The organism is Paraburkholderia sp. CNPSo 3281 (assembly GCF_024206515.1).
Classification (GTDB): Bacteria; Pseudomonadota; Gammaproteobacteria; order Burkholderiales; family Burkholderiaceae; genus Paraburkholderia; species Paraburkholderia nodosa.
This window is the reverse complement of record NZ_JAMBPS010000008.1, coordinates 34,371-48,673: the sequence shown is the minus strand read 5'-3', so window position 1 is coordinate 48,673 and position 14,303 is coordinate 34,371. Positions and strand designations below refer to the sequence as shown.

Below are 14,303 nucleotides of genomic sequence, written 5' to 3'. Positions count from 1 at the left end.
ACAAAAAACGTGTGTGGCGCTATTCCGTTGTTTCTGCGTGCATCAAGGTGTCGATGCGCGCGGGCGAGAACGGCGGGCGCTGGCCGTTTTGCGGCCAGCCGAAACAGAACGCGGCCGCGTCGCCGCAAATCTTGCCCTGGCAGGGGCCCATGCCGCAGCGCGTCTGCAGCTTGGCGTCGCGCCATGACGCGTGGCGTGCAACGTCGCGAAAGGCGACGTCCTCGCAACGGCAGAACACGGTGTCGGGCTGCGGGAGCGCCCGCAATGCGGGTGCGAGTTCGAACGCTGCGTGCAGGCGCGTGGCGAAACGGCGGTAACGCTCGCGTTCGGCGAACAGGTGCCGGGCGTTCGCGTGGTCGCCGAGCGCGGCGTATGCCGCGATGCGTCCTTCCACCGCCGCGAGTTCCATGCCGCCCACGCCCGTGCATTCGCCGGCCGCGTAAACGGCTTCGGCGGAGGTCTGTTGCCATTCGTTCACGGCGATGGCCGAAGAACCCGCATGGGTTTCGAGGCGGCAACCCAGCGCCGCGCCGAGGCCCGTATTCGGCACGAGGCCATAGGCGCACGCGATCCGGTCGCAATCGACCAGCACGTCGTCGTTGCCGCGCCGCACGCGCGCCTGCGTCACGCGCGTCGTGCCGATCGCTTCGGCAACGTACGCATCGCACCAGTAAGGCGGCGCGCGCAGATCGAAGCGCATGCGCAGCGCCTGGGCGAGTTTCGCTGGCGTTTGGACGAGGCCCGTCGCGAAGCGGCGCACCGCCTGGGGCGGCGCCTGCTCGACGATCGCGGTGATCGTCGCGCCATGCTGGCGCGCGGTCACGGCGGCGGCCCAGAGCAACGGCCCGCTGCCCGCGATGACGATGCGTTCGCCGCGCACGGGCATGCCGCCCTTGATGAGCGCCTGCAAGCCTCCCGCGCCTGTGATGCCGGGCAAGGTCCAGCCGGGATAGGGCAGGAAGCGCTCGCGCGCGCCCGAGGCGACGATGAGCTTGCCGTAAGCGAGCGTGAGCGCGCGGTCGGGGCTCTGCGCGAGCAGTTGCCGTCCAGGCAACGCCTGCACGACGCGGGTTGCGCTTAGCAGCGCGACGTTGGTGCGCGCCGCGAGGGCGTCGAGCACGGCGCGCGCGGGGCCAGTGGCGCGATGGCCGGGACCCTGACGCCAGATCTGGCCGCCAGGCAGCGCATTGTCATCGACTATGCCGACGCTCGCACCCGCCTGTGCGGCGATGCGCGCGGCGTTCAATCCGGCAGGTCCGGCGCCAATGATCAGGATATCGAACTTCATGGCGCTGCATTCCCGGTAACGACCCTCATGCCCGCGACGCAAACCGTCTGGCAGGCAAGCCGATGCGGCACGCCGTCGATGGTGACGCGGCATTCCTGGCAGATGCCCATGCCGCACAACGGCCCGCGCAGCGCGCCGCTCACCGAACGCCGCGTGACGGGCGCCGCGTGCTCTTCATGCGCGGCAATGGCGATGGCGGCTGCAACCGAGCTGCCCGGCGCGACGCCCACTTTGCGCCCATCGATCGTCAACGTCGTATTCGATTCAGGCATGCACGGCCCCCTGGGCAGCGAAGCGCGCGGGGAGATACGGCGTCGCGTCGATCTCGGCGGCGCGTCCGAGCATCTGCGCGGCAATCAGCCTGGCGGTGCCGAGCGCCGTGGTGACGCCGAGACCCTCGTGTCCGGTGGCGAGCCACGTGGACGGATGGCTGTCGTCATCGGCGAACGAGGCCGCGGGGCCGATCAGCGGCATGCCGTCGCTCGATGCCGGGCGAAAGCCCGTCCATGCGCGAATCGCGTTGAGCGCGGGCAATTGCGGCAGGTATTCGGCAGCGCGGCGCAGCATGCGAGCGAGAATCGCCGGCTCGACGGCGGGCTCCGTGCTGTCGAACTGGCGCGACGAGCCGATCAGCAATTGCCCGGTCGGCCGCGGCTGGACGTTGAACGCCACCGAGGTGCCGCTCGCGTTGTGCGCGCTCTTGCTATAGCCGAGTTCGAGAATCTGGTGCCGAATCGTGCCGGGATAGCGGTCGGTAATGAGCAGGTGTCCCTTCTTCGCCTGCAGCGGCAGGCGTGGCAGCAAATCGAGCGCCTGGAGGCCGTTCGCGATCAAGACCGCGCCCGCGCCGACGACCTCGCCGTCGGCGAGGTGCACGCCTGTGCGGTCGAGATGCGCGACCTGCGTTTGCGTGCGGCAGGTCAAGCGGCCGCTGACCGGTTGTTCGAGCAACCATGCCGCTACGGCCGGCGCGTAAACCACGGCGTCGTTGTCGACGATCATGCCGCCTACGAGGCCATTGCGCAGACCCGGTTCCGCTTCGCGCAACTGACGCGCGTCGAGCATCGAGCACGCCACACCCTGGTGTTGCAGCGCCTGCTGACGTGTTTGCGCGAGCGCCAGTTCTTCTTCGTCGGCGGCGACCCAGAGCGTGCCGCAGCGCAAGAACGCATGGCGCTCGTCGAGACGCGGCGCAAGGGCGTGCCACAGTGCCAGCGACCACGCGCTCAGCGAGAATTCGGCGGCCGTGTCGTCCATCACGACGAGGTGGCCCATCCCGGCGGCCGTCACGCCGCCGCCTACGCTGGCTCGCTCGATGACGAGTACGTTCAAACCCTGCGCCGCGAGTTCATGCGCGCATGCTGCGCCCACGATGCCCGCGCCAATCACGACGACATCGTGTTGACCGCTCGAACTTTGGATCACGCGGGAATGCCCCACGCGAACGGATCGTCGTCGGCGAAAATCAGTTTGGATTCCGCGCTAATATGCGCGCTGCCGCGTATGCTCGGGCGCACATGGCCCGCGGGGAGTTCGGGTGTGATTTCATAGCAGGCTTCGAACACGCTGCCGATGATGCTTTCCTGGCGCCACTGCGCGCCGGGTGCGAGCGAGCCGTCCGCGGCGAGGCACGCGACCTTCGCACTCGTGCCGGTGCCGCACGGCGAACGGTCGTAGGCCTTGCCGGGACACAGCACGAAATTGCGGCTGTCGATGCCCGCGATGTCCGGGTGCGCGAACAGTTCGATATGGTCGATCAGCGCGCCGTCCGCGCCCGTAATGCCGTTCGCCTCGAGCGCCTGGCGCATGGCCCACGTGGCCTCGGTGAGCGCTTCGACGTTGCGTGCTTCGAGCGTCAGGTTGTGATCCGCGACGAGGAAGAACCAGTTGCCGCCCCAGGCGATGTCGCCGTGCACGCGGCCGTAGCCGGGCACGTCGAGCGGTACGGCCTGGCGGTAGCGATACGCGGGCACGTTGCGCACGGTGACGCTGCCGTCGGCGTGCAGTTCGGCTTCGACGTTGCCGACCGGCGTTTCGATCCGATGCACGCCGGGCGCGATGCGCCCGAGATGCGCGAGCGACGCGATGAGGCCGATGGTGCCGTGCCCGCACATGCCGAGAAAGCCGACGTTGTTGAAGAAGATCACGCCGGTGGAGCAGGACGGATCATGCGGCTCGCATAGCAGCGCGCCGACCATCACGTCCGAGCCGCGCGGCTCGTTCACGACGCCCGCGCGCACGCGGTCGAAGTCGCGACGGAAAACGGCGAGGCGTTCGGCGAGCGGACCGTGGCCCAACTCGGGGCCGCCGGCGATCACGAGGCGCGTGGGCTCGCCGCCCGTGTGGGAGTCGATAACGGTCAGGGTTTTCATGCCGACAATCGTAGGTCGCGCCATTTTGGCCGTCTTGCTCGAACGGCCCATGCGCGGTGACGATTTCGGCATAGTGCGCCGGCCGTGAATGCGCGGCGCTCGGGGGGAACCCTGGCGCGTGCTTTCTTTAATCCGCCGTTCACCCTTTGGCGAGCGCCAGTTGCTCCAGTTGGCGCACCACTTCGGCGCGCAGGCGCGGCGGCATGTTCTGGTAGCCGAGCAGGTCGGAGATCCACAGGCCGTCCGCCGCGAGCCGGCAGATCATGAGGCGGGCGGCGGCTTCGAGCGGCAGCGGGTCGGGACGCGTCCACTTGCGCATGGGCGCGGCGTAGCGTTCGCGAATCGCGGGGTCCGTCATCATCGCGGCCACCAGCACGCGCAGCACGTTGGTGCTGGCGGCGGGGCTCGTTTCGTCTATCGTGGTGTGCAGGTAGGCGCGTGCGGCGGCGCCGTGTTTCGGCGCGCCTTGCGCCACGCCTTCGTCGATGCGCGTGTGCATCTGCTGCTCGAAGCGCGTCAGCGTCTGCTCGAAGAGGGCATCGAGCAAGCCCTGCTTGTTGGCGAAGTGATATTGCAGCGCGCCCTTGGTCACGCCCGCGCGTTCGGCCACGGCGTCGAGCGTCACGGCGGGCACGCCTTGATCGGTGGCGATATCAGAAGCCGCTTGCAGCAACTGCGCGCGCACCTGAACCGGGGCTTTCTTGCGTCGCGTGCCGGCGGCAGGCGCCGCGTCCTTGCGTGGGGAAGGGGGCTTCGGGGCCGAGGAGGCCGGCGGAGCCGAGGGGGCCGCTGCGTCAGCCGCCTTCGCGCTGCGCCTTGTCGCGCGCGCGGGCGCCTTGACGGAGGAGTCTTTCATGGCGGCGATCATACCATTGCAGGCGTCGCTGCTAAACATTCCGTACGGATGGTATGATCCGCCGATGCAAAATTCCAACCCGCCTTTTACCGCCTCTGCAGCCGCCATGGCGGCGCTCGACGCCTCGATCGTTCGCGGCCGCGAGGCGCTCGTGCGACAGCAGGACGCCGACGGAAGCTGGTGCTTCGAACTCGAATCGGACGCCACGATCACCGCCGAATACATCCTCATGATGCATTTCATGGGCAAGATCGACGCGGTGCGTCAGGAGAAGATGGCGCGCTATCTGCGCGCCATTCAGCGTTTGCAAACGCACGGCGCATGGGACCTCTACGTGGATGGCGCGCCCGATGTCTCGTGCAGCGTGAAGGCGTACTTCGCGCTGAAGGCGGCGGGCGACTCCGCGCAGGCGCCACATATGGTGCGTGCGCGGGAGACCATTCTGAAGCTCGGCGGGGCCGCGAAGTCCAACGTGTTCACGCGCATTCTGCTCGCCACCTTCGGTCAGGTGCCGTGGCGCGCCACGCCGTTCATGCCGGTCGAATTCGTGCTGTTCCCGAAGTGGGTGCCGATTTCGATGTACAAGGTCGCCTACTGGGCGCGCACGACCATGGTGCCGCTGCTCGCGCTCTGTTCGCTGAAGGCACGCGCGGCCAATCCACATGACGTATCGATTGCCGAACTGTTCGTGACGCCCCCCGAAGAGGAGCGCGAATACTTTGCGCGCGGCAAGGGCGTCCGCCGGCTCTTTCTCGCGGCTGACCGGGCGCTGCGCCGTATCGAGCCGCTGCTGCCGCGCGCGCTGCGCCAACGCGCCATGAAATACGCGGAGGCCTGGTGCGCCGAGCGCATGAACGGCGAGGACGGCATGGGCGGCATTTTTCCGCCTATCGTGTACAGCTACCAGATGATGCAGGTGCTTGGGTATCCTGAGGATCATCCGTTGCGCCGCGATTGCGAGAATGCACTGGAAAAGCTGCTGGTCGAGCGCCCGGACGGCAGCGTGTATTGCCAGCCATGTCTCTCGCCGGTGTGGGACACGGCGTGGAGCACGATGGCGCTCGAGCAGGCGCGCACGGTCGTGCCCGCCGATCCGGCGTCGGCCGCGATCAGCGACCAGGAACTGCAGCAGCGCATTGCGCGTGCGTACGACTGGCTCGCCGAGCGTCAAGTGGACGACGTGCGCGGCGACTGGATCGAGAACGCGCAGCCCGATACGCCGGTTGGCGGCTGGGCCTTTCAATATGAGAACCCGTACTATCCCGACATCGACGACACGGCCGTGGTCGCCGCCATGCTCCATCGGCGGGGCTGCGGGGAGGCGCGCAAGACGGGCGTGGACCCGTATGCGGCGCGTGTCGCGCGCTCGCTCGACTGGATGCGCGGCCTGCAATCGCGCAACGGCGGCTTCGGGGCCTTCGACGCCGATTGCGACCGCCTCTATCTGAACGCGATCCCGTTCGCGGATCACGGCGCCTTGCTCGACCCGCCAACCGAAGACGTATCGGGCCGCGTCCTCCTGTGCTTCGGCGTAACGGGCCGCGCCGAGGATAAGGCGGCGCTTGCGCGCGCCATCGCGTACGTGAAGGCCACGCAGCGAGCCGACGGCAGCTGGTGGGGCCGCTGGGGCACCAACTATATCTACGGCACGTGGAGCGTGCTGGCAGGTCTCGCGCTCGCGGGCGAGGACCCGAGGCAGCCGTACATCGCGCGCGCGCTCACGTGGCTGCGTGCACGCCAGCACGCCGATGGCGGCTGGGGCGAGACCAACGACAGCTATGTCGACCCGCGCCTTGCTGGCACCAACGGCGGCGAAAGCGCGTCGAACTTCACCGCGTGGGCGCTGCTCGCGCAAATGGCGTTCGGTGACTGGGAATCCGAATCGGTACGGCGCGGTGTGGCGTATCTGCTATCCGTGCAGCAGGAAGACGGATTCTGGTGGCATCGTTCGCATAATGCGCCGGGGTTCCCGCGTATTTACTACCTCAAGTATCACGGATACACGGCCTATTTTCCGCTGTGGGCGCTGTCGCGCTACCGGCGGCTGGCGGGCGGTGCGGTCGTGGTGCGGGAAGTGGAAGAAGCCGCGCTCGCGGACTGAATTCGAAGCGGGGCGCAAGCGCCCCGCGTGGTTCGCTTAGCGTGACTTCGCCAGCGTAATCGTTTCGAACAACTCATAATTGCCGGTCGGCGTTTGATCCGCACCGGGCGCGTGATAGTAGTTCATCGTGATCGTCGTCTTGCCGCCGTGCGTGCCCGGATCGACGTCGAACACCGCAATGCCATAGCCCGTGCCCGTATCGCGCTGTGCCGACCAGATCGCGTCTTCGAGCGCATCCGCCGTGGGGCGCGCGAAGGTGCCCGCGGTCGTGCCCGCGACCGGGTGGTTGGGCTTCGTGAACACTTGGGCCTGCGGATTGCCATTGCCGGCGTCCACGCCATACACGTCGAGCGGCGCGCTCGTGCCGCCGCCGCCCAGGATCAGGTGGATCGTGCCGTGGCTCGTGTCGAAGGTGTTGCCCGCGCCCTCGGCGTGCGTGACGGGGCGCGGCTGAAGCGTGTCGACGCTCGCGCCGCTCTTCGCATCGACGCCCGCGTGATGATTGCAGCCGCGCACCGGGTAGCTGCGCTCGTAATCGTGATCGTGGCCGCACACCACGAGGTCCACGCCATAGCGGTCGAAGAGGGGCAGCCACGCTTCGCGAATGCCCTTGTCCGAGCCGTTGCCCGTTTTCGACGAGCTGAGCGCGTCCTGGTGCATCTGCACCACGATCCAGTCGATATCGTCGTCATCCTTCGCCTGCTTCAGGGTTTGCTCGAGCCAGCGCGTCTGCACGCCGTTGCTGTAGCCGCGCACATAGAATGACGTGCCCGGCTGAACCGGCGCGTTGCCCGTGCTCGCGGCAGGCACGAGCGGCGAGGGGCCGGCCACGAACGCGGCGGCGTCCTGGTAGACCACGTCGTCGGCGTCGAGCGAGACGAACAGCACGTTGCTCACGCGGAAGCTGTACCAGCGGCCCGAAAACTGCGTGCCGTTATGCGGCAGCGTATAGCGCGTGAGATACGAATTCAGACCCTGCGGGCCGTTGTAGAATTCGATCTCGTGATTGCCGGGGCACGGCATCCACGGACGATTCGCCGACGACGTCTGATTGTTGTTGCCGAAGTCGCGCCACACATCGGTCTGGTGCGCGGGATTCAGGTTCGCGTAGCAGAGGTCGCCATTGAGCAGATGAAAGAGCGGCTGGAAGCGCTCTACGGCCTCGACGGCGAAGCGGCTTTGCGGCGACGACAGCACCCAGCCCGTGTTCGGCGTGGCGAGGTCGCCGTAGCTCGTGAAGCGGAACTTTGCACGCCCGCGCGGCGCCGTGGCGAAGCTCGAAGAAAACGGGCTGCTCGCGTGGCTGTCGTTATCGGCGGTGACTTCGTAGCGGTAGGTCGTCGCCGGGTCCAGACCGCGCAGCCGCGCGTGATACGCGAACACGACGACGCCGGTGAGTCCGTCGGTGTACGTGCGTTGAACGGCGTGCACCGTTTCGCGTTTGCCGCGATCGGCGCTGTAGATCACGCGCGGATTCGTGGAGGAGGCGAGCGATGCCCACGAAACGACGACTTCGCGTGTCGGGTCTTCGCCCCAGGTGAGGTGGATCTGCTCGGGCGTGCCGTCCGGTGTGGCGGCGTCGGCTTTCGCGCTGCCCGCGAAAGCGCTGGCCGCGCTCGCGAAGCCGGACGCGCCGGCGAGCTTGAGGAAGCCGCGGCGCGAGACACTGGCGCCGCTTTCGGTGGATGCATTCTCGGGGATGTCTTTTTTCGTCATGTCGTCTCGCCTCGGGAGCAGAGGGCGAAGCCTGCGCTGGCGGACTTGCATGACTGACGCGCGCGGGCGCAAGCATCGCAGGGTGAGTGTCTGCGCAACGATGGCGCGCTTGCGTGACCCGGCGATGACATTGCCCTTATTTTACGCAGCACGACGGGCCGCGCTCATTTCGCGCGCCCCGCTGTTACGCCGCTGTTACTGCGCGCCTACCCCTTAAGCATCGGCTTAGAACTTCAGGCGCGTGCCTGCCGCGACGACCGCCTGCGTATTGCTGGACGAAGCCGCGAGGTTGTAGATCGACGCATTGCCGAGCACCGGAATGCCCTGCGCGCCAGAAACGCGCTGATAGACGCCTTCCAGATACACGGTGAGCGCGCGTGCAATCGCCAGCCGCCGCGAGCGCGAGGAGGTTCAACAACGCTCTTTTTTCATTTCGGTTCCGTAGAGAAGGAGGTTTCTTCGTGTGTGGCGGAACCGGAAATATAGGCGAGGGCGATTACGCAAACGTGTCGAAAATGGCCCGTAAAATGAAACTTCGTTTAGGTTCTTGATACGTTCGGTTCATGAAAAAGCCGGTTGTGATATGTGGTTGAGAAGTCAACCATAGGCGCCACGCCTTTCAGTACGCGGGCGCGGCCCGATGGGGCCCGGGGCGGCCCCGGCACCCCGGGCGTCGTTCGCGCTTCGGTCAATCGACGATCTTCTTCGTGACCACGAGGGCGATCACGAGGAACACCACGCACAGCACCACAAAGATAAAGAACAGGATCTTCGCAATCGCGGCCGCGCCGGCCGCAATACCCGTGAAGCCAAACAGAGCCGCGATCACGGCGATCACGGCAAAGAACAGGGCCATTTTTAGCATGATCGGTTTCCTCCTCGCGTGAAGGCGCCGCCACATGGGCCGCGCTGCTTGATGGATTGACGGCGTACCTGCTCAGCAATCGATGTGCCCAGCAGGGGCGCCTAACCGCGCGGGAATGAAAAACGGCCCGGCGTGCGCAGGCATACGCCGGGCCAACACGGCGCGCACAGGGGAGCGCGGCGCCGTCGAGGGTCGAAGGTCGCGGGACTGCAGGCGCGTTGCGCTTACAGGTAGGAGGTTCCGTCGATATAGGCCTTGCGCCAGCGAACGATCTTCACGCTCTCGAACAGCCCGACATGCGTGAACGGATCCTGCGCAATGAAGCGCTCGGCCTCCTCACGGGTTTCGAGGTCGACGATATAGATGCCGCCGCCTGCGCCGCTGCCGTCGTCGTTGAGCTTCGCGCCGCAGGCCAGCAACAGCGCCTTGTTGTGCGCGAGAAACTCGAGATGTGCATCGCGCTCGCGTGCCCGCACCTCGGCGTGACCGGGCTTGTCGAACGTCTCGATGAGAAAAGGCATGGCGCGTTCCTCTCAGTTGGGCACGATGGCCGACGGATGCTGGGCGAGCGGCGTCACGCTGATCTTCAGGAACGGGAAAAGCGGCAGCGCGGTAAGCAGCGTATGGAGTTCGTCGTTCGACTCGACATCGAATACGCTGTAGTTCGCGTATTCGCCGGCCACGCGCCACAGGTGGCGCCACTTGCCTTCTCGTTGCAGCTTCTGCGAAAACGCTTTCTCCTCGGCCTTCAGGGCGTCGGCGAAGGCGGCGTCAGTGCCGTGCGGAATTTGCACCTGCATGTGCACGAGAAACAGCATGAATAGTCTCCGGTGAGGGTGGGGTTCAGAAAGGGGCGCCGATAAGAGCCAATCAGCCCCAGGCGAGAATCGCAACCGAATAAACGATGCCGATCCAGAACATCATGATGACCGTGTAGCCCATGATGTCCTTGAGTTTGAGCTTCGAAAGCGCGAGGGCGGGCAAGATCCAGAAAGGCTGCACGAGGTCATTCCAGGCGTTGCCGAGCATCACGGCCGTCGAGGTATGGCCCACGGAGGCGCCGATGGTCTTTGCCGCTTCGATCATGAACGGTCCCTGGATGACCCAGTGGCCGCCGCCCGAAGGCGCGAAGAAGTTGATGACGAACGAACTGATCAAGCCCCAGAACGGCAGTGTGGCCGGCGTCGCGATCTTCACGAACGCTTCGGAAAACGTATTGACGAGACCCGAAGACGCCATGATCGCCATGATGCCCGCGTAGAACGGGTACTGCAGAATGATGCCGCTGATCGTGCGAATGCCTTCGTTGAGCTTCTCGACATAGCGGATCGGCGTGCCGAGCAGCAGGATACCGAGGAACAGAATGAAGAAGTTGATGAGGTTCAGGTCGATCGAGCCGCCCTGCACGAAGTGCAGCGCGACATAGCCCATCCCGATCAGGCCGATCACGTAGCTCAGAATACGACTGTTGTTCAGGCGGTTGGCGAGCGTGTTGCCTTCGTCGAGATCCACGCCGAGCGCGGCGGCCTTCTGCTGCTTTTCTTCCTGGGCGCGATCGATTTCCCTGATCGGCTGACCAGGCTTGGGGTGCAGCCATGCGTTCAGGAGCGGCAGCGTGATGATGGTCACGAGGCTCGTGATGAGCATGGTGGGCGAGAAAATCGTTTCGGAGAGCGGAATGACGCCCATTTGCGCTTCGAGCGGATGTCCCTTCGTGGAGATCAGCACGGGAATACTGGCCGAAAGCCCGAGGCCGTAGAGCGTGAAGCCGCTATACGCCGAAGCGATGATGAGCGGGTAGTGCACGCCTTTCACGCGCAGCGCGAGCTTGCGCGCAACGATACCGCCCACCACGAGGCCGAAGCCCCAGTTCAGGTAGCTGCCGATGCCGCCCACCAGCGTCGCGACGATGATCGCCATGCGCGGATCGTTCACGCGCGCCACCACGCGGTTCAGAAAGCGGTCGGTCAGCGGCGCGGTCGCCAGCACGTAGCCCATCGCGAGAATCACCGCCATTTGCGTGGTAAACGCGAGCAGCGCCCAGAAGCCCTTGCCCCAGCTCGTGGTGAGGGCCGTGACGGCTTGCCCTTGCACGATCACGGCAAGGGCCATCGTCAGCAAAGTGAGGCCGATCGCGAACACGAACGGATCGGGCAAATACCGGCGCATCAGCTCGGTAAAGAAAGCGGTGACTTTCTGCATGGAAGTGTCTCTGATTGAATCGTAATAGTTGTCGGGTCTCTTCGGCTCTCAGCGCGTGCGTTCGAAGCGCTTATGAGTCGTCGTGGCTTTGGGTCTTGCGATGGCGGGCGAGATGCATGAGCTGGCGGTCGCGCCAGCCCACACGCTCGTCCCATTGATCGAGCGGCAGCGCCGCGCGTCTCGCCGCTTCGACCTGGGCGACGAGTTCGGGCGTCCACGGGTCGTGCTGGCCGCGTTCGGCGCCCATGCGTGCGTACGAGGGACCCATCTTCTGCGCATGCGAGGCGATGCCGCCGCGCGTGTTCAGATCGACGGTCTCGAACGGGCCGATCACCGACCAGCGCGGACCGAGGCCTTCGCGCATCACGGTGTCGATGTCTTCCACCGACGCCACGCCGTCGCGCACGAGGCAATACGCTTCGCGCAGCACGGCGCCTTGCAGGCGGTTGAAGATGAAGCCTTCCACTTCGTGCTTCACGCGCACGGGCTTCATGCCCGCTTCTGTGTAGAGCGCGATCGCGCGCGTGGCCGCCACATCGGACGTGAAGGGTGCGGGCACGACTTCGATCACGGGCACGAGGTAGGGCGGGTTGCCGGGATGAGCGACGAGGCAGCGCGCGCGGCCGGGCAGCGTAGTGTCGACGAATTTCGAAGCGGCGAGAAACGACGAAGCGCTTGCGAGGATCGCTTCGCGCGGCGCGGCACGGTCGAGCTGCGCGAAGATCTCGCGCTTGAGTTCGGCGCGCTCGGGGGCGCATTCCTGCACGAGATCGGCTTGCGCCACCGCGGCTTCGAGCGTCTCGACGATCGCGACGCGCGCGGCGATTGCCTGCGCGCTTTCGTCGAGCAGGGCGAATTGCGTGAGCGCGTCGAGGCGCAGCGCAATCTCGTCAGGCGCGGCGGCGCGACGTGCAGCGTCGGGATCGTAGAGGCGCACGCGCCAGCCGGCCCGCGCAAAGCAGATCGCGAACGCCACGCCGATGCTGCCCGCGCCGACGATGCCGGCGCGTCGCGGGTTGCAGGCTTGTGCAGGCGTTTCGGGGGATGCCATCTTCAAACCCCCGCGACGCCAACGGTCATGCCGCCGCACACATAGAGCACCTGGCCGGTGACGAAGCCGCTGCGCGCGTCGAGCAGATACGAGGTCGCGTGCGCGACATCGTCGGGCGTGCCTACGCGCCTGACCGGCACGGCATTGATGATTGCTTCGGTGCGCGGCGCGCCAGGCGGATTGGCACGGTCGAACAGTTCGGTGCGGATCGGTCCCGGGCCAATGGCGTTCGCGGTCACGCCGAATGCGCCGAGTTCGAGCGCCCATACACGCGTCATGCCGATCAACGCGGCCTTGGTGGCCGAATAGGCCGTGCGCAGCTCTTTGCCGAGCGCGGCGCGCGACGACATGTTGACAATGCGCCCGAAGCCCGCGGCCTTCATGCCGGGCAACAGCGCCTGCATACACTGCTGCGCGCAGCGCACGTTGAGGGCCCACGCGCGTTCGAGTTCTTCGAGCGACTGGTGCTCGGCGTCGTTGGGCACGACCACGCCCACGTTGTTGATGAGGCGCGTGATGGGGCCACCTTCCAGCGCGCGGACGAGCGCCGCTGCCGTTGCCACGGTGTCGGAGAGATCGGCGATGATGCCGTCGCCCACGCGGTCGATCACGACGGCCTCGTAACCGTCGGCCTCGCAGCGCGCGGCGCACGCGGCGCCGATGCCGGCGGCGCCGCCGGTAATCAGGACTCTTTCTTTAGCCATGTTCATCAGGAATGCGGATAAAGCAAAGGATTGCGAATTCGTTCGTCAAACCGTCGCGACGGGCGTGACAGGCGAGCCCATGGCGCCCGGCAGCCGCAGCGGCGGCGCGGTGAGCATGAAGCGCGAGCGCTGGTGCTCGCGCAGCCACTGGGCGAGATCGCGCAAATACCAGAGCTCGCCCAGCGGCAGGCCGAGCTTGAAGAGGCAGTGGTGATGCAGCGGCATGAGCGGGTGGTCGCCGGGTGTGGAAGCCGCACACGCGGGGTAACGTTCAACGGCGTAGTTGTCGGCGGCGAGCGCCGCGATGCCCGAATCGGTGATCCATTGCAGCAGGCGCTCGTCGCGCCCGTCGAGTGCGCTGCAGTGGCTCGACAACACGGCTTCGTCGGGCTGGCGGTTCATTTCGAGCACCATCTCCGCGAAGCCGGTGCGCAGCACGAGCATGTCGCCGCGCTCGACTTCCACGCCGTCGGCCTCGATCACGCGCATCAGGTCGTCGTAGCCCACGGTGCGAAACTCGCGGCCAAAATGCGCGGCGAAATCGATCAGCACGCCGCGGCCCTGCATGCCCTTGACGGCAAGGTGCTCGATGCCGAGCACGTCGGCATGGCTATGCTCGCCGCCGCACGCGTGAGGCGCGAAGTTGTCTTCCGCGCGATATTCCATCGGGCCGACCACGTCCACGTTCGCGCGATAGCCGTTGTAGTAGACGCTCTCGGCCACGCCGTCGCCGTTGGCGTCGAAGCGCGCGCCCACGTGCGCAAGCGAGTCCCACTGCGTGGAGTATTGAAGCGAGAGCAGCACCTGATCGTCGCTCACCACGTCGGTCGCGCCCGCAACGTTCCGCGCGAACGGGAAGTTCACATAGGGCAAGCCGTCGCGGAAGGTGGGACGCAGCACCGGCGGATGGCGGCGCACGTTGAGCTTGCTGTCGCCGGGAAAGTCGAGCGGCAGCGAAAGCGTGAACGTGAGACCCGCGCGTATCTCCTGCGCGCCCTTGAGCACCTGCTCGGCGCCGATGAGGTTGGGGCGGCCCAATTGATCGTCGGGACCGAAGTCGCCCCAGTTCGAGCCTTCCGGCCGGTTCTTCCAACGCATGCTTAACCCTCCACTTCAGGAATTCCGCGTTTCGCGCCTCGCTGCATTCA

General features: G+C 66.3%; 15 protein-coding genes. 1 reads left to right on the top strand and 14 read right to left on the bottom strand.

The window, feature by feature from the left end; genetic code table 11:
- Positions 1–19: 19 nt before the first annotated feature.
- The 5 genes from M3I56_RS11640 to M3I56_RS11620 all read right to left on the bottom strand — a co-directional run bounded on the left by M3I56_RS11640 (position 20) and on the right by M3I56_RS11620 (position 4,516).
- Positions 20–1,288: an FAD/NAD(P)-binding oxidoreductase gene (locus M3I56_RS11640; protein ID WP_254354031.1), complete on the bottom strand. Its 1,269-nt coding sequence runs from the start codon at positions 1,286–1,288 to the stop codon at positions 20–22.
- Positions 1,285–1,560: a 2Fe-2S iron-sulfur cluster-binding protein gene (locus tag M3I56_RS11635; protein WP_254354030.1), complete on the bottom strand. Its 276-nt coding sequence runs from the start codon at positions 1,558–1,560 to the stop codon at positions 1,285–1,287. Before M3I56_RS11635 ends, M3I56_RS11640 begins: the two co-directional genes overlap by 4 nt.
- Positions 1,553–2,713 (bottom strand): FAD-dependent oxidoreductase, encoded by a 1,161-nt coding sequence (locus M3I56_RS11630; protein ID WP_309249146.1) that lies wholly within the window; start codon positions 2,711–2,713, stop codon positions 1,553–1,555. Before M3I56_RS11630 ends, M3I56_RS11635 begins: the two co-directional genes overlap by 8 nt.
- Positions 2,710–3,669 (bottom strand): 4-hydroxyproline epimerase, encoded by a 960-nt coding sequence (locus M3I56_RS11625; RefSeq protein WP_309249148.1) that lies wholly within the window; start codon positions 3,667–3,669, stop codon positions 2,710–2,712. The genes M3I56_RS11630 and M3I56_RS11625 overlap by 4 nt, the downstream gene beginning before the upstream one ends.
- A 130-nt stretch (positions 3,670–3,799) precedes the next feature.
- Complete coding sequence (locus tag M3I56_RS11620) at positions 3,800–4,516, bottom strand: TetR/AcrR family transcriptional regulator (protein WP_051481317.1); 717 nt, start codon at positions 4,514–4,516, stop codon at positions 3,800–3,802.
- A gap of 64 nt (positions 4,517–4,580) precedes the next feature.
- On the opposite strand from M3I56_RS11620, the gene shc reads away from it, so the two are divergent.
- Positions 4,581–6,617: a squalene--hopene cyclase gene (shc, locus tag M3I56_RS11615; protein WP_254354029.1), complete on the top strand. Its 2,037-nt coding sequence runs from the start codon at positions 4,581–4,583 to the stop codon at positions 6,615–6,617.
- Positions 6,618–6,653: 36 nt separating this feature from the next.
- On the opposite strand, the gene M3I56_RS11610 is transcribed toward shc, so the two are convergent.
- The 9 genes from M3I56_RS11610 to M3I56_RS11570 form a co-directional block, all read right to left on the bottom strand.
- Entirely contained in the window at positions 6,654–8,333 is a 1,680-nt protein-coding gene (locus M3I56_RS11610; protein WP_254354028.1) for a metallophosphoesterase family protein, read from the bottom strand.
- Between the two features lie 225 nt (positions 8,334–8,558).
- The gene (locus tag M3I56_RS11605; protein ID WP_254354027.1) at positions 8,559–8,699 is read right to left on the bottom strand and encodes a hypothetical protein; all 141 of its coding nucleotides are present in this window, start codon (positions 8,697–8,699) and stop codon (positions 8,559–8,561) included.
- 322 nt (positions 8,700–9,021) lie between these two features.
- Positions 9,022–9,198 carry a DUF1328 family protein gene (locus tag M3I56_RS11600; protein WP_028203043.1) on the bottom strand — a complete coding sequence of 59 codons (177 nt, stop codon included), beginning with the start codon at positions 9,196–9,198 and terminating at the stop codon, positions 9,022–9,024.
- A 224-nt stretch (positions 9,199–9,422) separates the two neighbouring features.
- Positions 9,423–9,719: a YciI family protein gene (locus M3I56_RS11595; RefSeq protein ID WP_028203044.1), complete on the bottom strand. Its 297-nt coding sequence runs from the start codon at positions 9,717–9,719 to the stop codon at positions 9,423–9,425.
- A 12-nt stretch (positions 9,720–9,731) separates the two neighbouring features.
- Positions 9,732–10,016: a muconolactone Delta-isomerase gene (catC, locus tag M3I56_RS11590; RefSeq protein WP_069266126.1), complete on the bottom strand. Its 285-nt coding sequence runs from the start codon at positions 10,014–10,016 to the stop codon at positions 9,732–9,734.
- A 52-nt stretch (positions 10,017–10,068) separates the two neighbouring features.
- On the bottom strand, positions 10,069–11,400 hold the full coding sequence (locus tag M3I56_RS11585; RefSeq protein ID WP_254354026.1) for a short-chain fatty acid transporter: 1,332 nt from the start codon (positions 11,398–11,400) through the stop codon (positions 10,069–10,071).
- Between the two features lie 70 nt (positions 11,401–11,470).
- Positions 11,471–12,451 (bottom strand): 3-hydroxyacyl-CoA dehydrogenase, encoded by a 981-nt coding sequence (locus tag M3I56_RS11580; protein WP_254354025.1) that lies wholly within the window; start codon positions 12,449–12,451, stop codon positions 11,471–11,473.
- 2 nt (positions 12,452–12,453) lie between these two features.
- The gene (locus tag M3I56_RS11575; protein WP_254354024.1) at positions 12,454–13,155 is read right to left on the bottom strand and encodes an SDR family oxidoreductase; all 702 of its coding nucleotides are present in this window, start codon (positions 13,153–13,155) and stop codon (positions 12,454–12,456) included.
- Positions 13,156–13,200: 45 nt separating this feature from the next.
- Positions 13,201–14,253, bottom strand: coding sequence for a cyclase family protein (locus M3I56_RS11570; RefSeq protein WP_254354023.1), 1,053 nt, complete (start codon positions 14,251–14,253; stop codon positions 13,201–13,203).
- Positions 14,254–14,303: the final 50 nt, after the last annotated feature.

What these genes read in the sequence shown, in the direction of transcription:
- M3I56_RS11640 (WP_254354031.1), bottom strand. Translation starts at nt 1,288, where the DNA reads ATGAAGTTCGATATCCTGATCATTGGCGCCGGACCTGCCGGATTGAAC.
- M3I56_RS11635 (WP_254354030.1), bottom strand. Translation starts at nt 1,560, where the DNA reads ATGCCTGAATCGAATACGACGTTGACGATCGATGGGCGCAAAGTGGGC.
- M3I56_RS11620 (WP_051481317.1), bottom strand. Translation starts at nt 4,516, where the DNA reads ATGAAAGACTCCTCCGTCAAGGCGCCCGCGCGCGCGACAAGGCGCAGC.
- shc (WP_254354029.1), top strand. Translation starts at nt 4,581, where the DNA reads ATGCAAAATTCCAACCCGCCTTTTACCGCCTCTGCAGCCGCCATGGCG.
- M3I56_RS11610 (WP_254354028.1), bottom strand. Translation starts at nt 8,333, where the DNA reads ATGACGAAAAAAGACATCCCCGAGAATGCATCCACCGAAAGCGGCGCC.
- M3I56_RS11600 (WP_028203043.1), bottom strand. Translation starts at nt 9,198, where the DNA reads ATGCTAAAAATGGCCCTGTTCTTTGCCGTGATCGCCGTGATCGCGGCT.
- M3I56_RS11595 (WP_028203044.1), bottom strand. Translation starts at nt 9,719, where the DNA reads ATGCCTTTTCTCATCGAGACGTTCGACAAGCCCGGTCACGCCGAGGTG.
- catC (WP_069266126.1), bottom strand. Translation starts at nt 10,016, where the DNA reads ATGCTGTTTCTCGTGCACATGCAGGTGCAAATTCCGCACGGCACTGAC.
- M3I56_RS11585 (WP_254354026.1), bottom strand. Translation starts at nt 11,400, where the DNA reads ATGCAGAAAGTCACCGCTTTCTTTACCGAGCTGATGCGCCGGTATTTG.
- M3I56_RS11580 (WP_254354025.1), bottom strand. Translation starts at nt 12,451, where the DNA reads ATGGCATCCCCCGAAACGCCTGCACAAGCCTGCAACCCGCGACGCGCC.
- M3I56_RS11575 (WP_254354024.1), bottom strand. Translation starts at nt 13,155, where the DNA reads ATGGCTAAAGAAAGAGTCCTGATTACCGGCGGCGCCGCCGGCATCGGC.
- M3I56_RS11570 (WP_254354023.1), bottom strand. Translation starts at nt 14,253, where the DNA reads ATGCGTTGGAAGAACCGGCCGGAAGGCTCGAACTGGGGCGACTTCGGT.